This is a genomic window from Streptomyces virginiae (genome assembly GCF_000720455.1).
Lineage (GTDB): Bacteria > Actinomycetota > Actinomycetes > Streptomycetales > Streptomycetaceae > Streptomyces > Streptomyces virginiae.
Genome location: NZ_JOAK01000020.1, coordinates 111,676 through 135,586, shown reverse-complemented (window position 1 = coordinate 135,586; position 23,911 = coordinate 111,676). Strand labels below are relative to the sequence as shown.

The window sequence follows — 23,911 nt, the reverse complement described above, 5'->3', positions numbered from 1 at the left end:
GCTCCGGCCACACGGTGGTGCGGCCGGAGCCCCCGGTGCGGGAGCCGCCGGATTCAGGTGAGCCGGAGCAGCGGGGTGTCGCTGCCGAGGAGTTCTCGCAGGGCCGGGATGTCGGTCCAGGCGAGGCCGAGGGAGCGGGCGGCGTACCGGAAGGTGACGTGCTCCGCGCCGGCGGCCGCCTCGCGGAGCGCCTTCACGGCGACAGCACGGTCCAGGAGGGCGGTCCCGCCGGCCGGCGGGTCCTGCCGGGGTGTGCGGGCGTCCTCGGGCGCCAGGCCGTGGATGCCGGTGAGCCGGTGGGAGAGGTCGGCGGCCTCCTCCAAGGTCCCGGGGCGCTCGGCGAGCAGGGCGCGCGCGACCGGGTTGTGGGCGACGGCTTCGTCCAGCGGCAGGTGGTACAGCTTCGCCGAGACCCCGGTGAGTTCGGCGGTGTGGTTGACCGCTCGTACGGTGCCCCGGGCGCCGTGGACGGCGGCCGCCCACAGGGCGGAAGCCTCCGAGGGGTGCCATGCCAGCGCCCGGGCGGCCGCCGAGGCCGCGGCCGGGCCCGGGGTGAGGGCGTGGCATCCGGGCATGCGCGCGAGCAGGGTCCGTTCGTCGATCTCCCCGTCGAGGCCCGGGCCGGCGACGTGGACGGTGGTGGGGATGCCGGTGAGGTGGCAGGCGGCGAGGGTGAGGGCGTCCCCGAACGGGCTGCACAGGCCCGGCTCGTCGCCGTGGGTCAGGATGTCGCCGCCGATGTCGACGATGCGGATGCGGCCGCCCGCGGCCTCGGCCATGGCCCCGATCCGCCCGGCCAGTGCGGAGAGCCCCCGGGCCGGGTCGAGCAGCAGCAGCCGGGCCGGCAGGTCGGCGGCGAGGCGGGGCAGGGTGGATCCGGCCGGGCGCCGGGCCCTGGTCCCGGGGGTGAAGGCCGGGGCGCCGCCCACGCTGCGGGCGAGCCCCGTGAAGTGGCGTTCCCCGAGCGGGCCGGGGGTGTCGCTGATCTCGGGGCGTTCCCACGCGTAGGTGGCGATCAGCGGCGGGTCCGGGGCCACGGTGACGGTGCGAGCGGCGATCAGTGTGCCGAGGGGGTCCCCGCCACCGCCCGCCGCGACGTACAGGTCGCTCACGCCGCGCCCTCGCGCAGGTCGACGCCGGTGATGCGCACGGGGGTGGCTCCCATGTTCTTCCGGGCGCGGGCGTTCGCCGCGTGCAGGTTCTCGTAGTACTCGCGGTCCAGGCCCTTGACGGGGTCGGAGTAGAACATCCAGGACAGGACGTCGCGGTACTTGAAGCCCTTGGGGGTGAGCTGGATGCGCCGGCCGAGCCGGTGGAGGAGGCCGTTGGCCTCGGCGGCGTCCAGGACGGGCTCGAACTCGGCGGCGTGCTTCTGGTAGCCGAAGCGGTCGAGTTCGGAGAGGTCGAGGTCGAAGGTGTCGAGGACGAGGCGCTTGCGGACGATCTCCTCGGCGGTCAGCTCGATGCCGGTGACCGGGACGATCTCGTGGTTGCCGGCCTTCCTGATGTAGTCGGCGACCTCGGCCGTCGAGGGCTTCACGCTGCCGGTCATGTAGTCGAGGACGCTGGTGTAGGAGCGGGCTCCGACGCCGAGGCCCAGCAGGGGCACGCCGTGGAAGGTGAGGACCTTCTGGGCGTAGCCGCCGCGGCCCGGGGTCTTGTAGCGGACGGACCCTTCCTGGACGTAGCCGTGGTCGAGGAAGACCTGGCGGGCGTAGTCGTAGCGGTCGTAGAGCTCGGGCTGCCACATGTACTGGTAGGCGCCGGTCTTGGAGAACCAGGCGTCCGGCCGCACCGTGAGGAAGTAGGTGCTGATGGTGGTGGGCTTCAGCGCGGCCAGCTCGTCGACGCTGTGGCGCCAGGTCTCGGGGGTCTGCCCGGCGAAGCCCATGATCAGGTCCGTGGACAGGTCCGGGAGGCCGAGGTCGTGTGCGGTCCGGATCGCGCGGCGGATGACGTTCTCGTCCTCGCCGCCGCGGCCGGCCTCGCGGATCTCGCGCGGGACGAGGGACTGGATGCCGACGTTGGCCCGGGTGAGGCCCATGTCGATGAGGGCCTTGAACTCGTGGGGCGCGTCGGCGATGGAGGACGGTGTGGCCTCTACGGCGACCTCCTCCACGGTGGAGCGCCAGTTGGGGTAGATACGGGCGAGCGTGGTGAAGATCTGCTCGAAATGGCGGGGCTTGAGCAGGGCCGGGGTCCCGCCGCCGATGTAGACGGTGCGCAGCCGGCGGGCCTGGATGATCTCGGCGTGGTCCTCGATCTGCGTACACAAGGCGTCGGTGTAGGCGTCGAAGACGTCCTCGTCGGTGCTGATGATCGTGTAGAGGTTGCAGAAGCCGCACTTGCGGTCGCAGAAGGGGACGTGGAGGTACAGGTTGAGTTCGGGGACCTGGTGGTTGGAGAGGTCCGTGGCCCAGATCTCGGCGATGCTCCACTTGCCCCGCGGGAGGGGGCGGTAGGTGGAGCGGGGCGGGTAGGAGTACTGGTAGGGCGGGATGACGCCCTGGGCGATCTGATCGGCGATCTGGTCGGTGAGCCGTTCGGTGAGCTGCTGGCGCAGGCTGGTCACTGTGCTCGTTTCCCCGTTCGGGTCGCGGATGCGGGTTTGCGTGGCGTGGCGATCCGACCACGGGACGCTTGTGCGCTTCCATGGGTGATGCGCACCAAATGCCGCTCTGTTACTGGCCAGTTGCTTGGCCTTTGCTCCAAGTCGGCATGCTCTGAGGCGAGTTATTTTCGTTTGTCAGGCCGATAGCCGCCGCTTCCCACCTGCGGCTTTGCTGGTCGAATGACTATCGGGGCGGGCCCGCGCGGCCCGGGAGTGCTGGTGATCGAGCCGATGGGGAACGCGGGGCGTTTCCTGGTGGAGGCCGCGGACCGGCTGGGACTGCGTCTGTACGCCGCGACCCACGCGGAGGTCCACGACGCCTATCCGGTCGGGCTGCGCTGCGCCCTCGCGGGGGTGTGCGCGACGGACCTCACGGACACCCCGCGGGCACTGGCGGACATGGAGGCGTTCTGCCGGCACCACGAGGTGGCGGGTGTCGCGGCCTGCTTCGAGCTCTTCACCCCGCTCGCCGCACTGCTGGCCGAGCGGGTCGGCCTGCCCGGCAACGACCCGCTGCTCGCCCGGGCGGCCAGGAACAAGATCCTGATGGGTGAGGCCTTCGCGGCGGCCGGGATCCCCGCCCCCCGCTGGGCGGTGGCCCGTGACGCGGCGGAGGCGCACCGGGTCGCGGAGACCGGCGGGCTGGGGTGGCCCCTGGTGGTCAAGCCCGCGGAGCAGGGCGGCTCGTGGGGGGTGTCCGTGGTGGACGGCCCCGGCGGCGACGCACTCGACCGTGCCGTCGCCGCGGCCCGGCGGTTCACGCACGCCCGGCCGCACGGCCTGGAGCTGGACACCACGGCCCTGCTGCAGGAGTACGTGCCCGGGACGGAGTTCTCGTGCGACACGGTGGTCGCGGGCGGGGTGGCCCATCCGCTGCCGGTCGTACGCAAGGAAACCACCGAAGGCCGGTACCGCATCGAGACCGGGCACACCTGCCCGTCCGGCCTGGACGGGGAGCTGGCCGGGATCGTGCAGCGCACGGCGGCGCGCGCGGCGCTCGCCGTCGGTGTCCGCAACGGCATCGCGCACACGGAGCTGAAGATCCCCCCGGGGACGCGGACGCCGTACGTGATCGAGACCGGTGCCCGGCTGCCCGGGGACAACCTGTGCGAGGTCGTCGAGGCCGCTACGGGTGTCAGCGAGGCGGCGGCCTACCTGCAGGCCGTGCTCGGCCGGGTCCCCGACACCACCGCGACGGCCGCGGACGCCGCCTCGATCCGCTTCCTGCTCCCGGAGCGCGGCGGGGTGCTGCGCCGGGCGTCCATCCCGGAGGTCCCCGGCACGCACGGCGAGCTGCACCTGCGGCCGGGCGACACGGTGCCGGAGCCGGCGGACTCCGCCTGCCGGATCGGACACGTCGTCGCCCGCGCGGCGACCGCCGAGCGAGCGCGCGACCTGGCGGCCGGGGTGGTCGCCCGGTCCCTCGTGGAAGTGGGCTGACACCGGTGCGGAAGATCGCGTTCCTACGGTCGGTGGGCATCCGGCGGGCCGACCCCTACATCCAGCAGGCCGTACGCGGCCTCGCCGCCGAGGGGATCGAGGCCGGCCTGTTCCACACCAGCGGCAGCCCCGATGACGGCGACTTCCCCGGACACCGGCAGCGGCTCGATCGGGAGATCACGCCCCGGCAGCTCGCCGACGTGGTCGCCGCATGGGGCGCGGACGCGGCGGTGTCGATCTCGTTGCCCTGCGAGAACGCGCTGCGCGACGCCGCCGCCGCGACCCACCTGGAGGCGGCCGGCATCCCGACGGTCGTCACCCCGCTCGCGTCGACGATGCTGCTGGTGGACAAGTGGGAGACCAAACAGCTCTGCCGGCGCGCCGGGCTGGAGGTCCCGGACGGCGTCCGCGCCGACTCCGGCCTGCTGGCGGGCCGCGGCCTGCCGGTGCCCGGGTACCGGGACGCTCTGCGGGCGCAGGCCGCGCGGATCGGATACCCGCTGATGGCGAAGCCGGTGTGGGACTCCACCAGCGTGGGCATCCGCGCCCTGCGCACACCGGCAGAACTGGACGCCTGGCTCGCCGGCCCGCCGCAGGCGTCTGCGGTACTGGAGGAGGTCGTCGAGGGCGACCTGTGCAGCGTCGACATCGTGGGACGGCCCGGCGCCTACCGGGTCCTCCCCCTGTGCTGGACCGGGCGGGCCGGCGCGGAGCCCGTGTTCACCTTCGCCGACCTGCGCTGGTGCGGGCCCCGCCCCGAGGCCGACGCCGCGTTCGCCGACGTGGCCCGCACCCTGGTCGCGCTGTGCGGGGAACTGGGCGTGCACGGCTCGGTCAACGTCGACATGGTCCGCACGGGCGGCCGTTTCGTGGTCCTGGAGGTGAATCCGCGCGTCGGTGGCGCCACCACCCTGTCGTGCGCCGCGTCCGGCACGAACACCTTCGCCACGCTCGCCCGCATGGCGCGCGGCCTCCCGCCGGACGGCGGGCCGGTGCGGCGCGCCGGGTGGGCCGTCGAGTTCCTCGCCGCCGGGGGCGTCCCCGCAGCGGCGTCGGCCGTGCTCCGGGAAACCGTCACCGTGGTCACCGCGCACGAGCTGGTCGTCGACGGAGTCTCCCGCGGCGACATCGTCGTCCTCACCCTCGCCGAGGGCGAGGAGGCCGCCACCGTGGCGGCCCTGACGGAACTGCACTCGACGACGGGCTTCCCCGCGGCCGAAGTCCTGGGCAAGATCACTTCGTTGCTGGGCCGATGAGCACGGCATCCGACACCCGACGCCGCCCCGGCGCCGCGGCGCGCCTGGGCGTGCCCGCGCTGCGGGGCCACGGCCGGTTCATCACCGGCAACCTGATCGACTCCGTCGGCAACGGCATGCTCCTGCCACTCGGGCTGCTGTACTTCACCGACGTACGGGGCCTGCCGGCCGCGCAGGTCGGCATGGCGATGACGGTGGGCCAGGCCGTCGCCCTGCCCGTCACGTTCCTCGCGGGCCGCCTGATGGACCGTACCGGGCCGCGACCGGTCGCCGTCGCTGCGAACGTCCTGTCCGCCTTCGGGTTCACCCTGTTCCTGTTCGCGGACCGGCTGTGGCACGTCGCCGTCGTCCACGTCGTGGTGCAGGCCGGCATCAACATGTACTTCACCGCCCAGCGCACCCTGATCACGCACGTCACCGACCCCGGTGAGCGGCGCGCGTGGTTCGCGTTCACCGGCTCGCTGCGCAACATCGGCCTGGCCGCCGGCGCGGCCGCCGCCGCCGGGTCCCTGGCGGTCTTCGGGAAGGGCGCCCTCTGGTGGATGATCGCGGTCGACGCCGCGACCTATCTGCTCGCTGCCGTCTGCTTCGCCACGCTGAAGACCAGCCCGCCCGGGCGCGAGGAGACCCCGCCCGGCGTGCGGGTGACGCGGACCGACCACACGCGCCGCTACCTGCTGCTCGTCGCGGTGAACCTGCCCTACGTCCTCGCCCAGGCCGCGCTGTCCGTGCTCGTCGCCCTCTACGCCACCCGTGCCCTGGGACTGCCCGCCTCGGCTGCGAGCCTGCTGTTCGTCGTCAACACCGTGATCGTCTCCGGGTTTTCGACGGTGGTCACCGCCCACCTCGCGCCGAAGGCACCCCCTCGCGCCGTGGCGGCCGGCTACCTCGTCATGGCCGCCGGCATGGGGGCCTTCATGCTGCCCGCCCTGCCCTCCCTCGCCTTCACCGCCTGGGTGGCCCTGGTCGCCGCGATCACGCTGTTCAGCGTGGCGGAGATCCTCCTCGGCCCGGCGCTGAGCGAGCTGTCGGTGAGCCTCACCCCCGAAGCGGCCGGGGGCTTCACGCAGGGCCTGTACCAGTTCTCGTGGGCCATCGGCATGGTCGCCGCTCCCGCCCTGTTCACCCTGCTGCTGGAAGCCGGGCCCCTGCTGCCCTGGGGCGCCGAGGCCGTGGCGTGCCTGCTCGCCGTGGCCGCCGCCCCCGCCCTGAAGGCGCCCAACCGTCACCGCCGGAGGAACCCGCATTGATCACGACGCTCGTCGAGTCCGTCCGTGCCGTCCCGGCCGTCGAGTGGGAGCGGCTCGCCGCCCCGGCCGGCCTGTACCTCTCCCACAGGTGGCTCGCCGGGGAGGAGGAGGACCCGACCGCCGACGCCTCGTACGCCCTCGTCCGGGACGACGCCGGCACGCTGCTCGCCGCGGCCCCCCTCTACCTGGTGCACGAGGAACCGAACGACGCCTACCTACCGGCCGGCCTCCTGCCGGCGGAGCTTCGGCCGCGCGTGATCGCGGGGGCCCGGCGCGGCTACCGCAATACCCCGCTGACCGCCCCCGGCCTGGACTCCGTACGGCGCGACGCCTGCCTCGCGCTCCTGCGGGACGCGGGCCGGGCGCTCGCCGACCGCAACGGCACCACGCACTGGTGGCCGTACCTCACCGCCCGGGCCACCGCCCGGCTCGCCCCCTTCTATCCCGGGGAGCCCTTCCACCTGGAGGACGACGCCCTCATCCCGCTGCCCGGGCGGGACTTCGAGGCGTACGTCTCCTCGCTCCCGTCGCGGCGCCGCGTCGGCGTGCGCCGCGAACGGCGCGAGTTCGCCGCCGCAGGTCTGGACGTACGGCACCTGGCGCTCGCGGACTGCGCCGAGGACGCCGGGATCCTGCTCGCCGGACACCAGCAGGACCACGGTCACGACCGCGACGGCATCGACGCCATGACCGGTCTGCTCAAGCGGCAGGCGGCGTCGATGGGCGGCGCGGCCCGCGTGGTGGCGGCCTACGAGGGGCGGCGGATGGCCAGCTTCTGCCTGTACTACCACTACGCCGCCACGACGTGGATCCGCGCGGTCGCCGTCGACCGCACCCACCCTGCGCCACACCTCTACTTCAACCTCATGTACTACCTCCCCGTCCAGGACGCCTACGCCCACGGCACGACGGCCCTGCACGCGGGCATGACGACGATCGAGGCGAAACGCCGCCGCGGCGCGGTGGTGACGGGCCTGTACGCCCTGGCGGACCGGTAGCGCGAGGACCTCGGACAGGCACTCAACGCCACATGTCCGCACCGTCGCGCCCACTCGGGTCCGTCGCCAGAAGGTCCTCGTGAAGACCCGAGAGGACCCGGCCGGTGGGATGTCCGTCCTCGCCGGACTCCATGACGGCCCAGCCGACGTCGACCCCGGACACGTTGACGTCCCCGCCGCAGTCGAGCTCGTCCACCACGGCGAACACCGCTTCGTAGGCGATGGCGCGGGCCATCAGCACCAGGTCGTCCCGGTCCGCCCCCGCATCCAGCAGGCGCCGGGCTGCCGCCACCTGGTCCAAGGCTCCCGGGGTGGCCCAGCCGTCGATCGCACCCCGCCACAGGGCGCGGAGCAGCACGAACCGGGCCAGCTCCGGCTGGTTCCCATCGATCTCGGACCGCACCAGATCCGATGCGTCAGCCGCACCAAGGGCCTCGAACTGCGTCCGAAGCGACTCCGCGGCGGCTCGTTCGGACGATGTCAGTCCGGACAACCACGACTGCCACATCACCTCGACCTCGTTCATCGCACCAGGATGCCCGACCGGGCGCATGCCTGTTCGCAGCGCCCGTCGCGAGATGCGGATCCCGTCCGGGCGAGGGACCCGTACGGGCACGGGCGACGGGTCGGTCCCGGGCGGGCGGGGACGCGAGTAGGTTGGGCGGGTGATCGACTTTCTCCGGGGCGCCCCGGTCGCAGGCAGTCTCGACGTCGTCTGGCACGCGGGCTGGCCCTCTCCGAAGCACGACCCGGCCCCGGAGATCCAGGTCCACGCCTACTCCGAACACACGCTGATCCTGCGCCAGAACAAGTCCGTGCACTACGAAGCCCCCTTCCTCTTCCTCCTCTTCGGCAATGACCGGGCCCTGCTCCTCGACACGGGAGCGTCCGCCGACCCGGCCCACTTCCCCCTGCGGGAAACGGTCGACCGGCTCGTCGCGGACTGGCTGGAACTCCACCCGAGGCCCGCGTACTCGCTGCTGGTCGCCCACACCCACGGACACGGCGACCACATCGCGGCGGACCCGCAGTTCACGGACCGGCCCCGCACCACGGTCGTGGGACCCGGGCTGGACGAGGTCACCGCCGCTTTCGGCCTCGAAGACTGGCCGCACCGCACCGGCGCGCTGGACCTGGGCGGCCGGGTCCTCGAACTGATCCCGGGCCCCGGCCACCAGCGGGCCGCGGTGGTCTACCACGACCGTCACACGGGCCTCCTGCTGACCGGTGACTCCGTCTATCCCGGCCGGCTCTACGTCGAGGACCGGGCGGCCTACTCGGCCACGGTCGACCGGCTGCTGGAGTTCTGCGCCGGCCGGCCGGTCCGCCACGTCCTCGGCTGCCACATCGAGATGACCACCACGGCGGGCGAGGACTACCCCCGCGGCACCGTGCACCAGCCGGACGAGCCGCCGCTCCAGCTCACCACGGACCATCTGCGCATCCTGCGCAGGGCCCTCGACGAGACGGCGGAGCGCCACGGCTCGCACCCCTACGGGGACTTCGTCCTCGTGTACCAGGACTGACCGGCGGCCTGCTCCCGAAGCCAACCCCTCACGGACACTCCCTAGGGAGTGTCCGTGAGGATCGACGGGGCCGGTCCGCGCTGGTGGGGGACGGGGGCGGGCGGGGGTGACGGTGGCAGGTCGTCGCGCTGGAGGGCGATCGTGTGGGTCGGGGCCGGGATCGAGATGCCCTCCGCGCCGAAGCGCCGGTGCAGGCGCTTGATGAACTCGTGCTTGATCCGGTACTGGTCGCTGAACTCGCCGACGCCCAGGATCACGGTGAAGTTGATGCGGGAGTCCGCGAACGTGTGGAAGCGGACGGCCCCTTCGTGGTCGGGGACCGCGCCGTTGATGTCCGCCATCACGCCGTCGACGACCTCGAGGGTCACCCGCTCGACGTGCTCCAGGTCGCTCTCGTAGCCCACTCCCACCTGGACCAGGATCGAGAACTGCTGTTCCGGCTGCGTGTAGTTGGTCATGTTGGTGCGCGCCAGACGGGCGTTGGGGATGATGACCAGGTTGTTCGACAGGTTGCGCACCACGGTGTTGCGCCAGTTGATGTCGACGACGTAGCCCTCCTCACCGCTGGTGAGCCGGATGTAGTCACCGGGCTGCACGGTCTTGGAGGCGAGGATGTGCACGCCGGCGAAGAGGTTGGCGAGCGTGTCCTGGAGTGCCAGCGCCACCGCCAGACCGCCCACGCCGAGGGCGGTGACCAGGGGTGCGATGGACACGCCGAGGGTCTCCAGGGCGACGAGGACGCCCATCACGAGGACCACGATGCGCGTGATGTTGACGAAGATGGACGCCGACGCGGCCACCCCGGTACGCGTGCCCGCCATGGACTGGACGAGGCCGGCGACGACCCGCGCCGTGCTGAGCGTGGCGATGAGGATGAGCAGCGCGGTCAGGGACTGGTTCACGAAGCCCGAGACGCGTGCGGTGAGCGGCAGGGTCGTGGCCGCCACCGCGGCGCCCGCGATCAGCGCGGCGCCGGGGGCGATGGTGCGCAGCGCGTCGACGATGATGTCGTCGCCGCGCCAGCGGGTCCGTTCGGCGTGCCGGCCCAGCCACCGCAGGAGGGTGCGCAGCAGCAGTCCGGCCGCGGCGCCCGCCGCCAGGGCGATACCCGCGACGAGCCAGTCGTGCAGGACGAGGTCCCGGTTCAACGGACCCCCTCGGCTGCGCGGCGTCGGCCCGTGGGTGTGGCGGCGGGCGCCGCCGGCCGTCGTATGAGGTGTGTCGTCACCTTGTCACCTGTCAGTTCGTCGTGCTGTAAGCCGCGTTCGGGCGTGTGTACGCATCCGGAACGGGCTGCCATCCTGCCCCATGGCCGGGTGACGCACCGCAGGCGGGGGCGGCGACTACCGCGGTACGGCGGCGTGTTCGAGGACCGCGCGGACCTCCGCGGTGATCGCGCTCTCGTTGCGCTCGAACTCGGGGCCGGTCAGCACCTGGGGGTCGGCCGGCAGGCCGGTGAGCACCGGGGTGTGGAGGTGGCCGCCGGGCAGGTTCGGGGCCAGTTCGGCGCGCAGCCGGTTGGAGCGGTAGGCGACCTCGTTGGACAGGTAGCCGCCCCCGCCGCCCGCCACGGCGCGCGAGCCCGGTGTCGGGCCGTCGGTCCGGTCGACGGGGGCCGTGCCGCCGGCCGGGATCTCGGTGACGTCGCTGTTGAGCAGGACCGGGTACGGGGTCTGCACGGCGGCGGTGACCGCGTCGGCGGGCAGCGTGGTGCGGATGAACTCCGGGCCCGGGCCGAGGCCGGGGGCCGTCACCGGGTGCTCGCGGGTGCCGCCGGAGAGGGCGCGCGCGTTGTCGGGGTAGGGGTCGGCGGACCGTGCCCGGCCGGCCCAGTCCTCCAGGGTGAAGATGCCGGGGTAGCCCTGGCTGACGGTGGTGATGATGTCGGCCGCGGCGGGGCCCGCGGTGAGGTGCGGGGCGAACGCCCGCTCGACCATGCCGGCGTCGAAGTCGGCGTACCGCACGGGCAGGACGACGGCACGGATCTCTGCCGGGCTGCCGTCGGCGAGGGTCACGCGCCGCCCGTTGAGCTGGAGGGCGGCCGAGCCGGACGGGTTGGCGCGGCGTATCTCGGCGTCGAGCCCGAAGGGGTCGAAGCCGCTGATGAAGATCCTCCGTACGCCGGGGGCCGTCCGGAAGGCATTGTCGGTGAGGCCGCGCGAGGCGTCCTCGAAGCGGGCGCGGAGCGCGGCCCGGTCGACGGTGAACTCCGGCTGCCAGCGGGCGAGTGCGGCGGTCATGCCGAGCCGCGCCCAGTACAGCGGCCGGTCGTCCCCGGGGGCGAGGTCGCCGCCGGGGCGCTGTCCCTGTGCGCGCCGTACGGAGGCCTGCCAGAGGGCCTCGCCCCAGGCGTCGAGGAGCCGTCCGGCTTCGGCGTGGCCGCGCGTCGTGCACAGGGCGGCGGGGAACCGGCGCACGAAGTCCCCGAGTCCGCCGCGCTCGACCAGGGCGGTGGTACGGGCGTCCGCGAGCCGGGACTGTTCGGCGTCGAGCGGCACCGACGCCGGGGGCCGGCAGGCGGACGCGTTGTCGGCGGCGGCGTGGGCCGGGCAAGCGAGCGTCACGGGGAGGACGGTGACGAGGAGGGCGGCGGCCGATGCCGCGCGACGTAAGAGCAACATGCGATGTGACATTACATAGCGCCAGACACCCCCACCAGGCGCAGCGGCCCCGGCCGTCAGGACTGGCTCAACTCCACCGCAGACGCGTCCGGTTCGGGGCTCCGTCCGCCCCCGGCCGCGCCGGCGTCACCCGCTCAGAACTGGTGATCGATTTTCAGCCGCCCGGTGGGTATGATCGCCGACAGCAAGGCCGTAGCGCAGAGGTCGTCGCGCCCACGCATCGAGCTGGAGGACGTCGGTTCGAATCCGACCGGTCTTGCGTCTACTTTCAGCAGCACGTCTTCTTCAAGTCGTGATGGACGCCGGGCACCGGCGAAGGAAACCGGTGGAGTGGTGATGACACAGCCGACACCCGTACGGTGCCCCGCGATCGAGCACCCCGACCTGCCGCCGGCCGACCCGGCCGGTCTCGACCCGCTGCTCGCCCGGCTCGCCGCGGACCGCCCCGTCGAGGCCGACGAGACCTTCCCGCTCGGCACCCTGCGCGCCGACGGCCGTGTCGACCTGTGCAAGCAGGGGCTCGGTCCAGCCGGGGCCGCCCGGCTGCTGCCGGCCGCCGCCGCATCCGCGTACGCCACCCACCTGCTCCTCGGCACCAACGCCATCGGCGACACGGGCGCCGCCACCCTGGCCGACGCCCTGACCACCGAGGGCCACGGGCTGCACACGCTCTACCTCGGCTGCAACCGGATCGGCCCCGACGGGGCGGCCTCCCTGGCCGGCGCGCTCGCCGACGACACCACCGTCCGCGCCCTCTGGCTCAAGCGCAACCCGCTCTTCGAGGACGGCGCCCGCACGCTCGCCGCGCTGCTGCGCCGCAACACCGCCCTGCGCACGCTCGACCTCGTCAACACCGGGATCGGCGCCGGCGGCGTACGCCTCCTGCTCGACTCCCTCCTGGAGCGCGAGCAGCCCCTGGAACGGCTCTTCCTCGGCGGCAACGGCCTCGGCCCCGACGCCGCCCCGCAGCTGGCCGCCCTGATCCGGGAGGCCGGGGTACGGGAGCTGTACGTCCCCGCCAACCACCTCGGCGACGAGGGTGCCGCGGCCCTCGCCCGCGCCGCGGAAGACTCCGCGCACCCGGTCCGCCTCGGACTCGGCGGCAACGGCATCGGCGCCGCCGGAGCGCGGGCACTGGCCGCCTCCCTCGGCGGCATCGAGGCGCTCGACCTCGGCCGGACCCTGTCCGAGCGCAGCCTCGGAGCCCCCGGAAACCACCCCGGCGACGAAGGGGCGTACGCCCTGGCCGCCGCCCTCCCCGGCAGCCCCCTGCGCCGGCTGGAGCTGCGCCACACCGGCCTGACCGGGCGCGGCGCGAAGGGCCTGCTCGCCGCGGTGCCCCACGACACGCCTCTGGAGTACGTCGGCCTGGGCCCCGGACTCCCACGCCGGGTGAAGCGCTCCTTCAGCGAGCGGCTCCGCCCCGCCCGGGCGGCCCACCCGGATGTGCGCGCCATCGGCAGCGTGTACCGGTGAGCCCGGCCAACGCCGAACTGTCCGGCGGTTTCCGGCAGGAGGACGGCCCGGCGTGGCAGCGGATCCGCCGTTACGCGGTGCCCGGCTGGATGATCGAGCAGGCCACCGCGCACCGGCTGGCCGGTGACTGGCGGGCGGCCTGCGCGGCCGCCGCCGTGGACGTCGGCTTCGAGCTGTCCGAGGTCGAGGCCCGGTACGGCGCGGGCGTGGCCGAGGCCGTGGCGGAGGACCTGCTGCACCTCGCCCCCGACCTGCTGCGCTGGCACCTGCCCCGGCTCCTGGGCGGCCGCACCACCATCGCCCCCGACCTGCGGATCGTGCTCGCCTCCTACGGCGGTCCCGGCGGGCCGGCCCTGTCGGTCACCACGCCCGTCATGACCGAGGGCTCACAGCGGCTGCGCCTGCACTGCGCGCCCGTCGTCACCGAGCGCAACAAGTACACCGGACGCGGCTTCGTCCCGGAGCACTGGACCGCCATGCGGCCGTTCTGGGACGCCCGGCACGCCTGTGAGCTCGGCGCGCGCTTCGCCGACCCCGACGGGCTCGCCGAGCGGATCGCGCGGCTGCGGGCCGCCGGGGACACGGTCGGCGCGTACGAGGCTGCGGGCATCATCTGCGACCTGACGGTGCCCCCGGTGCAGCAGTACCAGCGCCCGGCGGACCCGGAAGCGCTCTTCGCGCGGCTGTCCGCCGACCTCACGCGGATCGCGCCGGAGGTGACGCGCCTCGTGGCGGCCGGTTCCGGCGACCGGTACCGGCTCACGGCCGCCTGGCCCTACTCGGCGGTGCTGGAGCACACCGGCCCGAGTGCGCTCCGGGCCGCAATCGTCCCGCAGGCCGAGGCGGCCTCCCTCCCGGCCCTGCCCCGGTACGCCTGGCAGCGGCTGCCCGATCTCGAACTGGTACGGACCGGCCGGATCTCCCCCGGTGAGCTGCACCCGCTGGTGGCCGACGCGCTGTTCCCGGGCGCCGGCCCGGCGGTGGGACCGCCCGGCCCCCGTACGGACGGCCGGCCGGTTCGGGTGCGCTGTCGCGGCGGGTGGCACGAGGTGCGCTCGCGAGGCGGCGTGCTCGATGTGCCGCACACCCCCGAGGAGCAGCAACGGGAGCGCGCGATGCGGGCGTTCGGCGGTGCGGTCTCGGGGTGCTTCGCCGTGCAGCAGTCCTGGACCACGGGCGAGGGGCGGCTGCCGCGCGGCCTCCGGGCGGAGCGGCAGGCCTTCTTCCTGCGCGTCCAGCACGGCGACACCCCCGGTGTGGTGGCGCTGCTGGACGCGGGTGTGGATCCCCGGATCCGGGACGGCCGCCATCGCGGGCTGCTGCACGCACTCCACCTGCTCGACCACGAGGTACTGCTGCCGCGGCTGCTGGCCGCCGGTCTCGACCTGGAGGCGCGGGACAAGGCGTACCGCACCCCGCTCCTGTCCGCGGTGCACTGGGGTGGTTCGGTGGACCTGGTCAGGGCCCTGCTGGCGGCCGGCTCCCGCATCGACGTCACGGACGAGATGGACCTCTCCGTGTCCCAGGAGATCCGACGCTACAAGCGAACCGACCTCGCCTTCCTCCGGGACCGTGTCGACGAGGAGTTCCCGGACGTCGGCGCCGACTGGTTCGACGAGCACATGGAGTACTGGGAGGAAGAGGACGAGGACGGAGACGAGGAAGAGGACGAAGGGGAAGTCGACGGCGGAGAGGACGACGACGCATGAGCGCCACCCGACCGCAGCCCGCCCGGGCGCTGGCCGCCGCCGACGCCCTCGGCGCCCGGCTGGGCGCCACCCGTACGGAGCCCGCCACCAACCCCCAACTGGAGGCGCTGGCACTGGCCGTGACGGCCAATCAGCCCGTTCTGCTGTGGGGTGAGCCGGGCATCGGCAAGTCCGCCGGCATGGAGCAGCTCGCCACCGCCCTCGGCGTCCCGCTGGAGACCGTCATCGCCAGCGTCCACGAGCCGTCCGACTTCGCCGGGCTGCCCATCGTCGGCGACGACCCGGCCACCACGGGTGTTCCCATGGCCCCGCCGGACTGGGCGGTGCGCCTGGCCCGCACCGGCCACGGGCTGCTGTTCTTCGACGAGCTGTCCTCCGCCCCGCCCGCCGTCCAGGCGGCCCTGCTGCGCGTGGTCCTGGAGCGCCGGGTCGGCAGCCTCGAACTCCCGGCGGCGGTACGCATCGTGGCGGCGGCCAACCCGCCCGCCAGCGCCGCGGACGGCTGGCACCTCAGCCCGCCGCTCGCCAACCGCTTCGTCCACCTCGACTGGACGCACAACCCGCGCACCGTGGCCCGGGGCATGTCCGGCACCTGGCCCGAGGTGGCGATCCCGACCGTCGATCCCGCCAGGACGTCCGGGGCGGTCGCCCGCGCCCGCGGCGCCGTCTCCGGCTTCCTGACCGCCCGGCCGGGACTGGTCCACCACATGCCCGCCGAGGCCGCAGGACGCGGGCGCGGCTGGCCCTCCCCCCGCACCTGGGAGATGGCCCTGCGGCTGCTGGCCACCGGGTACGCGGCCTCGACGGGCCGGGAGGCCCTGGCCGCCGCACTCACCGGCGCCGTCGGCGAGGCCGCCGGGATCGAGCTGCTCTCGTACCTCGAACACCTCGACCTGCCCGATCCGGACCGGGTGCTGGCCGACCCGGACGCCTTCGCGCTGCCCGAGCGCGGCGACCGGCAGCTGGCCTTCCTCATCGCCGTGGTCGCGGCCGTGCAGAGCGAGCTGACCCGTCCCCGGTGGGAGGCGGGCTGGGTGGTCCTCGCCAAGGCCGTGGAGGCGGGCGTGCCCGACGTCGCGGCCCGCGCCGCCGCCGACCTCGCCGCGATGCGCGACCTCGACTGGCCGGTGCCCGCGGGCATCGACGCCTTCGTGGAGCTGCTCCAGCTGTCCGGCTCGCTACCGGGCAGCGGCTGAGGCCGGAGCTGACGGTGGACCGAAGCCTCGACCGGGCGAAGCTGCTGGCAGCCCGCTACAAGGCGGCCGAGGCCCGTCCGTACCTCGCCTCCGCGCTGTACGCCCTGACCGTGGTCGCCTCGGACGGGGTGCGCACCATGGGCGTCGACCGGCACTGGCGCTGTTACGTCTCCCCCGCCTTCGTCGAGGCCACCCCGGTCGCCCTGCTGGCCGGGGTGTGGATCCACGAGGTGGCGCACCTGCTGCGCGACCACCACGGCCGGGCCGAGCGCCTGCCGGCCGCCGACCAGCGCGACCACGTCCGGGTCAACATCGCCCAGGACTGCGAGATCAACGACGACCTGCTCGCCGACGGGCTGCTGCTGCCCGAGGGCCGGATGGAGCCCAGGCTCTACGGTCTGCCCACGGGCGGGCTGTTCGAGACCTACCTGCCGGGGATTCCCCCGACGCCGCACGGGCCGGACTGCGGTTCCGGCGCACACGGCACGCCCATGCCCTGGGAGCTGGGCGAGGGCGCCGGCCCGGCCCGGGTCGGCCCCGTGGAGGCGGAGGCGCTGCGCCGGCAGACCGCCCAGGCCGTACGCGCCCACCAGCGGGCCCGGGGCCGGGTCCCCGAGGGCTGGGCCCGGTGGGCCGAGGAGCTTTTGGAGCCTTCCGTCGACTGGCGCCAGGCCCTGGCGGGAGCGGTCCGCGAGGCCGCCGCCTGGGCGGCCGGCGCGGTGGACTACACGTACCGCCGCCCCTCGCGCCGCACGCCGGCGCTCGGCGGCAGGGTGGTGCTGCCCAGTCTGCGCAGGCCGCTGCCGCGGGTGGCCGTCGTCGTCGACACCTCGGGTTCGATGGGCCCGGACGACCTGGCGGCCGCGCTCGCCGAGGTCACCGGCGTCCTGCGGGAGGTGGGCGTCGGCGGCAACCGGGTGGCCGTCCTCGCGTGTGACGCCGACGTGCACGCCGTGACCCGGGCACGCAGCGCGGGCGAGGTGACCCTGGCCGGCGGCGGTGGCACGGACATGCGGGTCGGCATCGGCGCGGCGCTGGCGATGCCCGACCGGCCTAACGTCGTGGTCGTGCTGACGGACGGGTACACGCCGTGGCCGGACGAGACGCCGTCCTGCCGCCTGATCGCCGCCCTGATCGGGGAGACGCCGCCCGCTCCTCCGTCGTGGGTGGAGACCGTACGGGTCGGCCCCGCCGGCCCGGCGTAGGCAGCGCGGGGGCGCCGCGCGTTCAGCCGCGCGGGGGCAGGTGCAGGGCGAAACGGCGGACGGCGTCGGTGAACGCCCGGGGATCGTCGAAGTTCGCGAGGTGCCGCGCGCGTGGGATCAGTTCGATGCGGGCGTCGGGGTGCGCGCGGGCGAACTCCCGCTCGCCGGAGCGGAAGACGGTGTCCTTCTCGCCGTTCAGGATCAGCGCCGGGGCCTTCACATGGCGCATCGCCCCTGCGTCGAAGCGGCCCAGCACCTCACCCCAGGCGGCCGGCAGGGTGTGGAAGGCGTAACCGGCCCGGATGGTCGCCTCCACCACCTCGGGGGGATGGAGCCGGCGCAGCAACCGGTCGTTCCACCGGGTCAGCCGGTCGGCCGGTATCCGCGGGACGAGCCCGGCGACTGCCCGGTACGGGGTCGCCCACGCACCACGCGTCGAGACGCTGGCCCCCGCGAGGACCAGCCCGCGCAGCAGTTCCGGTCGCAGCCGCGCGAACTCCAGCGCGGCGTACCCGCCGAGCGAGTGTCCGACGACGAGGGCCGGCCCTCGGTCGAGCGAGTCCACCGCGGAGGCGATGATCTCCGTTGCCGCCTTCAGACTCCAGGGCTGGGCGGCGCGGGCGCCGTGGCCCGGCAGATCGACGGCGGTCACCGGGAAGTCCGCTCGAAGTGCGGCGAGTTGCGGGCTCCATTGGCCCGCGCTGAACCTCGTACCGTGTACGAGGACGATGGGCGGTGCGTCCACAGCCGTCATGGGTCCCCCTGATCCACATCCGTGCTCTCGGCGAACCCACCCTACGCGCGCGGCTGTTCGGGGCACCGTGCCGGGCCGTCGCTCCGCTTCATCGGGCTCAGGACGCCCCGCAGCGGGGCAGGGCCGCCCGGTCCAGCAGGGCGTGCAGTCGCGGGGCCGACAGGCCCGGGTTGGCCGCCGCGCCCTCGGCCGTGGCCGGGTCGTGGAGCAGCGCCTCGAGCGCCTCCCCGACGAAGAGCGGGTTGGCCGCCGCGGCGCGGCGGACACGGTCGTCCGGGTCCGCCAGCAGTTCCACGGGGGCCTGTGCGAGGGTCGGATCGGCGGCGGCCAGCGCCCGTACCTCCGGGTCCTCGTGGTCGAGCAGGTGGGACAGGCCGGTCCGCGGCAGCCTGGACTGCATGAGCAGGTAGGGGCGTTGCCGGGGCCGGGCGACGAAGGCTTCCAGGACGGTCGCTGCCGGAGCCAGGGGGTGCCGTACGGCCAGCCGGTGGCGCACCTCCTCGTGCGGGTCCTGCGCCAGCCGTGCCACCAGGTCGGCGGGCAGCGTCGAACACGTCGCGGCCACCAGGCGCAGCACCACTTCCTCGGACTCGGCGCAGGTCCGGTACCAGTCCGGGTCCGGCTCCGAGTACAGCTCGATGATCATGCATTCACAGTCGTGGGCGCCTTCGTCCATCTCGTGGTCCACCACCAGGCATTGGTCCGGGGTACGGGGCAGCGGCTGCACCCGGGCGCGCGTGCGCACCTGCTCATGGGGATCCTCCGCGAGTCCGGCCCACACCGCCGGGTCCAGGTCGGCCCGGGCGGCGACGCGCACGCGCACCTCGGGGTCCGCGTCGCGGGCGAGCCGGGCGACGGCCTCGGCGGGCGTGTACCGGTTGCCGGCGAGGCACCACCGGGATTCCGGATCGGCCAGGGCCGCCTCGACGAGGGCATCCGGCAGCGCGTAGTTGTTGAGGATCTGCCACCGCACGCGGCCGGGGTCCGGGAGCTCCGCCTCCCGGGCGGCGGCGTCTCCCGCCCAGAGGTGGTAGTCGGCGGCTCTCCGGACGTCCGGATGGGGGTCGGCCAGCAGGCCCTTCTGCTCCTCGGCGGTGAGCAGGCCCCACACGTCCGCGGCGAGGGACCGCACGGCGGGGTGCTCGTGCCGGCGCATCCTGTACCGGAAGGAAGCGGAAACCTGCCAGGAGGACATGAGCTCGCTGACGATCTCGCCGACCGTGACCCTCTCGGGTGCGCCGCGTTCCTCAGCGGTCAGCAGGGTGACGACGGCGTCGTCGGGCAGTGGTAGCGGCCGACGCGGGCGCGGGCGGGGTCCCCCGGCGACGGTCGCACGAACCAGGTCGTGGGGGTCGTCGGCCAAACGGCCGCGGTGGGCCGGCGGGACATGGGGGTTGCCGGCAAACGCGCGACGCACCTTGGCGTCCGGATGCGCGACGATCGCGTCCAAAACCTCGTCGGGCACCCAGCGCTCCTCGCACAGGATCCGCCGGGCGTCTCCGGCGGCCGGGTCGAGCAGTCGCAACAACACGTCGGCCGGGGCTCCGGTGTTGACCGCGACGCCGCGCAGCCATAGGTCGGTGGGGGAAGAGGACGAGATGGGCATCCGGGCATCATGTCAGCCCGCGCGGGCCGGATCGGCGGCGCCGGGAGGGGAGGCCCGGCACCCGTATCGCGGGTGTATCGGAAATCCCATACGCCGCGGCAACCGCCCCGCGTGTCGAATGGGGGCATGAACCACGACGTACCCCTGTCAGCGCCGCCCCGCCGTGCGGGCGGGATCGTGCTCCTCGGCCTGGCGGTCCTCGGCCTGGCCGGCGCCCTGTTCGTGCTGCGTCGGCCGCTCATGATGTCCGCTCCGGCGTGTATGGCCGGGCGGTGGCACGGCTGCTTCGACACGTTCAACGGTGTCGTGCTCATGACGCTGGTCATGCTGCCTCCGGCAGTCCTGGTGGCGTGGCTCCTGGCGCGCGCTCGGCGCGCCGCCGGCGTCGCGGCGGCGTGGCCGATGTCGCTGGCCGAGGTGGGCATGGTGCACGGGACGGTGCCGTTCGTGTGGATGATCCTGATGCCGGGCGCCGGGGCCGGCGTCGTTCCCGGACGGGTGAGCCTCGTACCGTTGCGGGACCTGATCACGATGGGGCCGCTCGGGATCGTCGGCAACCTGCTGGTGTTCGCGTCGCTGGGGTTCTTCGCCCCGATGCGGTTCGCGGCGCTGGCGTCCGTGCCGCGGGTCCTGGCGCTCGGGGCGGGCTGCTCGGTCCTGGTGGAGACCGCGCAGTACGTGCTGCGACTGGACCGGGTCTCCTCCGTGGACGACGTACTGGTCAACGCCGCCGGTGCCGCGCTGGCCGCGCTGGCGTCGCGCCGCTGGTGGCGCACGGACCGCTCCCCCGCGCCCGTCGCCACTGCCGGCCCGCCCCGCCGTGCGGTGCCCGCGGGCCGGGACCGCTCCACTCCGGCGTGAGTGCCCCAAGACCCGGCCGGTGGGCGCGGTGTCGTCGCATACGCCGGCGATACGGTGCGCCGCTTAGGCTTCTGACATGCGCGTTTTGATCGTGGAGGACGAGCCCTTCCTGGCCGAGGCCGTCCGTGACGGTCTGCGGCTGGAAGCGATCGCCGCCGACATCGCCGGTGACGGCGACTCGGCCCTGGAACTGCTCAGCGTCAACTCCTACGACCTCGCGGTCCTCGACCGCGACATCCCCGGCCCGTCCGGCGACGAGGTCGCCCGTCGCATCGTCGCCTCCGGCAGCGGCATCCCGATCCTGATGCTGACCGCAGCCGACCGGATCGACGACAAGGCGTCCGGCTTCGGGCTGGGCGCCGACGACTACCTCACGAAACCGTTCGAGCTGCGCGAGCTGGTCCTGCGGCTGAGGGCGCTCGACCGCAGGCGCGCGTACGCCCGGCCCCCGGTCCGCGAGCTCGCCGGCCTGCGGGTCGACCCCTTCCGCCGGGAGGTGTTCCGCGACGGACGCTACGTCGCCCTCACCCGCAAGCAGTTCGCCGTGCTGGAGGTCCTCGTCGCCGCCGAGGGCGGGGTCGTGAGCGCGGAAGAGCTGCTCGAACGGGCCTGGGACGAGAACGTCGACCCCCTCACCAACGCCGTGCGCATCACCGTCTCCGCTCTGCGCAAACGGCTCGGCGAACCCTGGCTCATCGCCACGGTGCCCGGCGTCGGATACCGGATCGACACGCGTACGGACCCCACCTCCCCTGCCCCCGGCGCCACGGATGCGTAGACGCCCGGGGCTCAGCGCCCGTATGAAACTCGCCCTCAGCTACGCCGGGTTCCTCTTCGTCGCCGGCGCTCTCCTGCTGGCGGTGGTGTGGGCGTTCCTGCTGCGGTACGTGCCCGACAATTCCCAGGGCCTGCTCGGGATCTCACCCAACCGCTACCTCCTGGTGCACACCTTCGCGCCCGCCGCGGCCGTGGCGATGGCCTTCCTGCTCGTGTTCGGCCTGGTGGGGGGATGGCTCCTGGCCGGCCGTATGCTGGCGCCGCTCACCCGGATCACGGAGGCGGCGCGGACGGCCGGGAAGGGGTCGTTGTCCCACCGGATCCGCATGGAGGGCCGTCAGGACGAGTTCCGCGAACTGTCGGACGCGTTCGACTCGATGCTCGAACAGCTCGAGTCCCACGTCGCCGAGCAGCAGCGGTTCGCGGCGAACGCCTCGCACGAGCTGCGCACCCCGTTGGCGATCTCGCGGGCGCTCCTCGACCTCGCCCGCCAGGACCCCGCGCAGGACCGGGCAGCGATCATCGAACGCCTGCACACGGTGAACACACGGGCGATCGACCTCACGGAGGCCCTCCTCCTGCTCAGCCGCGGCGAGCGAGGCACCTTCACCCGCGAGAGCGTCGACCTCTCCCTCCTCGCCGAGGAAGCCGCCGAGACACTGCTCCCGCTCGCCGAACAGCGCCGGATCACCCTCGACGTCACCGGCGGCACGGCCGTGACCCGCGGCTCCGCGGAACTCCTTCTGCGGATGGTGACGAACCTCGTCCAGAACGCCATCGTCCACAACCTCCCGGCCGACGGCACCGTGACCGTCCACACCGGGGCGTACGGCGACACGAGCGTCCTGCGGGTCGAGAACACGGGCCGCCCGCTCCCGCCGGATCTGCTGCCCACCCTCACCGAACCGTTCCATCGCGGAACGGAACGGGTACGCACCGACGAGCACGCCGGCGTCGGCCTCGGTCTGGCCATCGTGCACAGCGTCGTCCGCGCCCACGACGGAACCCTCGGCCTGTCCCCCCGCCCCACCGGCGGCCTCGTCGTCACGGTCCGCCTGCCGGCCGCGCCGTAGACCTCGCCCCGGGGCATCCCGGCCTCACCACGGGGGCCGCCCGCGCGGTCGGGAGCCGGCGGGTCTGCCTCAAGGGGCACCTCGGTTGCACGGCTCGATGTGCGTCCGGGCAGAGTGCCGGCGCAAGGCGGCGAACATTGGCCTCACGTCCGCGAGTTGGCCGATAATGCGTCAGACCCCCTGGTCACGACGGGTGTGACCGCCCATGGGGATGTGGCCGGAAGCCGTCCGAGGCGGCTTCCCCGACGAACCGAAAAGGCGATCGCGTGAGTCCCAGGCAGCCCCGCTCGACGCGGAAGACCGACGACCAGCTACTGCAGTCCTCCCGCCAGTCCGCGGCTCCGCAGCAGGCGGCCGCACCGCCGGTGGGGCTGATGGGGCTGCAGGCCGGTGCGGGCAACGCCGCGGTCGTACAGATGCTCCGTCGGGCCGGCCGGCTCGGGGACCAGGATCAGCACCAGCACGCCGACGGATGCGGGCACGACCGGCCCGGACAGCACGCGGTGCAGCGGTCCGCCGTGCACGACGTCCTGCGCGCCCCCGGGCGCCCCATGGACACCGCCACCCGCACCGACATGGAGGCCCGGCTCGGAGCGGACTTCTCCGACGTCCGCATCCATGACAACGGCGCCGCCAAGGCATCCGCCGCGGAAGTCGGGGCCCGGGCCTACACCTCGGGCAGCCATGTCGTCATAGGCGCCGGCGGCGGCGACAAGCACACCCTCGCCCACGAACTCACCCACGTCATCCAGCAGCGCCAGGGACCGGTCGCGGGCACCGACAACGGCGCGGGGCTCAAGGTCTCCGACCCGTCGGACCGGTACGAGCGGGAGGCGGAGGCGAACGCCAGCCGGGTCATGGCGCCCGGCCACCGCGCCGCCGCGGACGTGCAGCGCCAGGCGGCGTCCCCGGCGCCCTCGGCCGCGTCCGGTTCCGCCGCCGCGGTGCAGCGCGTCGCGAACCCGCAGGACCTGCTGACGGAGGAGCACTGGCGGGACAAGGCGGGGCTGGGCGGTGCCAGCAGCAGCAACGCCAAGGCCAGGGCCACGCACATGGCCGATTCCAAGAAGGCCGCGAAGAAGTTCAAGGCCAGTAAGCCGGCGCGCACGATCGACGAGGTCATCAAGATCGTCGGCCCCCAGCTCCTGGACGAACTGTCGCGCAAGGGAGAGGACGCCGGGCGGATGGAGCTGTACCGGTCCATGAGTTTCGAGGAGGCCGAGAGCGCTCTCGCCTACTGGGGCGACGCAGCCGCACGCGACGAGATGCTGGCGTACGTGGCCTCGGGCACCGGCTCGGCGAAGGAGTTCAGGGAGAAGGGCTACACCGGCATGACCATCGGGGCCCATCTCGGCGACCAGGGCCAGGCCGACGGCTACTACGAGACCCAGGGCGCCCCCTACGCCGTCCAGCTGAAGTTCACGCTGAAGCCCGGGGCCCACGAACTCCTCTTCGACCAGACCCACATGGCCCTCGGACCGGGCTACAAGAACGACTACATCCGCAAGGCGAACGAACGCGGCGGGGACTACAAGAACGCGAACCCGAACGA

19 protein-coding genes and 2 pseudogenes are annotated in these 23,911 nt (G+C 73.8%); 14 read left to right on the top strand and 7 right to left on the bottom strand.

The features are described 5' to 3' along the window. Positions 1–53 precede the first annotated feature (53 nt). Positions 54–1,112, bottom strand: a complete 1,059-nt coding sequence (locus IG86_RS0126635; protein WP_051785421.1) for a DUF1152 domain-containing protein — start codon at positions 1,110–1,112, stop codon at positions 54–56. Then, positions 1,109–2,572 (bottom strand): coproporphyrinogen-III oxidase family protein, encoded by a 1,464-nt coding sequence (locus tag IG86_RS0126630; RefSeq protein WP_234316110.1) that lies wholly within the window; start codon positions 2,570–2,572, stop codon positions 1,109–1,111. Before IG86_RS0126630 ends, IG86_RS0126635 begins: the two co-directional genes overlap by 4 nt. A 219-nt stretch (positions 2,573–2,791) precedes the next feature. Between IG86_RS0126630 and IG86_RS0126625 the strand changes: the two genes are divergently transcribed. The 4 genes from IG86_RS0126625 to IG86_RS0126610 are packed head-to-tail and all read left to right on the top strand — an operon-like array spanning position 2,792 to position 7,555. Further along, positions 2,792–4,051, top strand: coding sequence for an ATP-grasp domain-containing protein (locus tag IG86_RS0126625; protein WP_037943084.1), 1,260 nt, complete (start codon positions 2,792–2,794; stop codon positions 4,049–4,051). Between the two features lie 5 nt (positions 4,052–4,056). Next, a complete protein-coding gene (locus tag IG86_RS0126620) occupies positions 4,057–5,307 on the top strand; it encodes an ATP-grasp domain-containing protein (protein ID WP_030900214.1) in 1,251 nt (416 codons plus the stop codon). Beyond that, positions 5,304–6,557 carry an MFS transporter gene (locus tag IG86_RS0126615; RefSeq protein WP_030829038.1) on the top strand — a complete coding sequence of 418 codons (1,254 nt, stop codon included), beginning with the start codon at positions 5,304–5,306 and terminating at the stop codon, positions 6,555–6,557. Before IG86_RS0126620 ends, IG86_RS0126615 begins: the two co-directional genes overlap by 4 nt. Further along, positions 6,554–7,555: a peptidogalycan biosysnthesis protein gene (locus tag IG86_RS0126610; RefSeq protein WP_030900210.1), complete on the top strand. Its 1,002-nt coding sequence runs from the start codon at positions 6,554–6,556 to the stop codon at positions 7,553–7,555. The genes IG86_RS0126615 and IG86_RS0126610 overlap by 4 nt, the downstream gene beginning before the upstream one ends. A 22-nt stretch (positions 7,556–7,577) precedes the next feature. On the opposite strand, the gene IG86_RS39070 is transcribed toward IG86_RS0126610, so the two are convergent. Continuing rightward, positions 7,578–8,081 carry a hypothetical protein gene (locus IG86_RS39070; protein ID WP_244306080.1) on the bottom strand — a complete coding sequence of 168 codons (504 nt, stop codon included), beginning with the start codon at positions 8,079–8,081 and terminating at the stop codon, positions 7,578–7,580. Positions 8,082–8,220: 139 nt separating this feature from the next. Here IG86_RS39070 and IG86_RS0126600 point away from each other — a divergent pair, with 139 nt between their 5' ends. After that, positions 8,221–9,081, top strand: a complete 861-nt coding sequence (locus IG86_RS0126600; protein ID WP_030900206.1) for an MBL fold metallo-hydrolase — start codon at positions 8,221–8,223, stop codon at positions 9,079–9,081. A gap of 41 nt (positions 9,082–9,122) precedes the next feature. Here IG86_RS0126600 and IG86_RS0126595 read toward each other — a convergent pair whose 3' ends face one another. Then, complete coding sequence (locus IG86_RS0126595) at positions 9,123–10,229, bottom strand: mechanosensitive ion channel family protein (protein WP_030829026.1); 1,107 nt, start codon at positions 10,227–10,229, stop codon at positions 9,123–9,125. A gap of 195 nt (positions 10,230–10,424) precedes the next feature. Continuing rightward, positions 10,425–11,702, bottom strand: a complete 1,278-nt coding sequence (locus IG86_RS0126590) for a C15 family peptidase (RefSeq protein WP_030900203.1) — start codon at positions 11,700–11,702, stop codon at positions 10,425–10,427. A gap of 186 nt (positions 11,703–11,888) precedes the next feature. Here IG86_RS0126590 and IG86_RS43140 point away from each other — a divergent pair. From IG86_RS43140 to IG86_RS0126570, 5 genes and pseudogenes are all read left to right on the top strand, one after another. Next, positions 11,889–11,961, top strand: a pseudogene (locus tag IG86_RS43140). Between the two features lie 77 nt (positions 11,962–12,038). Continuing rightward, a complete protein-coding gene (locus IG86_RS0126585; protein WP_030829022.1) occupies positions 12,039–13,178 on the top strand; it encodes a leucine-rich repeat domain-containing protein in 1,140 nt (379 codons plus the stop codon). Beyond that, entirely contained in the window at positions 13,175–14,887 is a 1,713-nt protein-coding gene (locus IG86_RS0126580; protein ID WP_208864276.1) for an ankyrin repeat domain-containing protein, read from the top strand. The genes IG86_RS0126585 and IG86_RS0126580 overlap by 4 nt, the downstream gene beginning before the upstream one ends. Continuing rightward, the gene (locus IG86_RS0126575) at positions 14,884–16,083 is read left to right on the top strand and encodes an AAA family ATPase (protein ID WP_030829017.1); all 1,200 of its coding nucleotides are present in this window, start codon (positions 14,884–14,886) and stop codon (positions 16,081–16,083) included. Before IG86_RS0126580 ends, IG86_RS0126575 begins: the two co-directional genes overlap by 4 nt. 14 nt (positions 16,084–16,097) lie before the next feature. Continuing rightward, positions 16,098–17,288 carry a vWA domain-containing protein gene (locus IG86_RS0126570; RefSeq protein WP_244306077.1) on the top strand — a complete coding sequence of 397 codons (1,191 nt, stop codon included), beginning with the start codon at positions 16,098–16,100 and terminating at the stop codon, positions 17,286–17,288. A 22-nt stretch (positions 17,289–17,310) separates the two neighbouring features. Here the strand turns inward: IG86_RS0126570 and IG86_RS0126565 are convergent, their stop codons facing one another. Then, a complete protein-coding gene (locus tag IG86_RS0126565) occupies positions 17,311–18,042 on the bottom strand; it encodes an alpha/beta fold hydrolase (RefSeq protein WP_037849120.1) in 732 nt (243 codons plus the stop codon). Between the two features lie 97 nt (positions 18,043–18,139). After that, on the bottom strand, positions 18,140–19,648 hold the full coding sequence (locus IG86_RS0126560) for a hypothetical protein (protein WP_037943081.1): 1,509 nt from the start codon (positions 19,646–19,648) through the stop codon (positions 18,140–18,142). 126 nt (positions 19,649–19,774) lie between these two features. Between IG86_RS0126560 and IG86_RS0126555 the strand changes: the two genes are divergently transcribed. From IG86_RS0126555 to IG86_RS45545, 4 genes and pseudogenes are all read left to right on the top strand, one after another. Beyond that, positions 19,775–20,509 carry a VanZ family protein gene (locus IG86_RS0126555; protein ID WP_030900192.1) on the top strand — a complete coding sequence of 245 codons (735 nt, stop codon included), beginning with the start codon at positions 19,775–19,777 and terminating at the stop codon, positions 20,507–20,509. Between the two features lie 76 nt (positions 20,510–20,585). Beyond that, positions 20,586–21,287: a response regulator transcription factor gene (locus IG86_RS0126550; RefSeq protein ID WP_030829003.1), complete on the top strand. Its 702-nt coding sequence runs from the start codon at positions 20,586–20,588 to the stop codon at positions 21,285–21,287. Beyond that, positions 21,280–22,359 carry a sensor histidine kinase gene (locus IG86_RS0126545; protein WP_030900188.1) on the top strand — a complete coding sequence of 360 codons (1,080 nt, stop codon included), beginning with the start codon at positions 21,280–21,282 and terminating at the stop codon, positions 22,357–22,359. The genes IG86_RS0126550 and IG86_RS0126545 overlap by 8 nt, the downstream gene beginning before the upstream one ends. A gap of 374 nt (positions 22,360–22,733) precedes the next feature. Then, positions 22,734–23,063: pseudogene (locus tag IG86_RS45545) on the top strand (eCIS core domain-containing protein); the annotation flags it as partial. Positions 23,064–23,911: the final 848 nt, after the last annotated feature.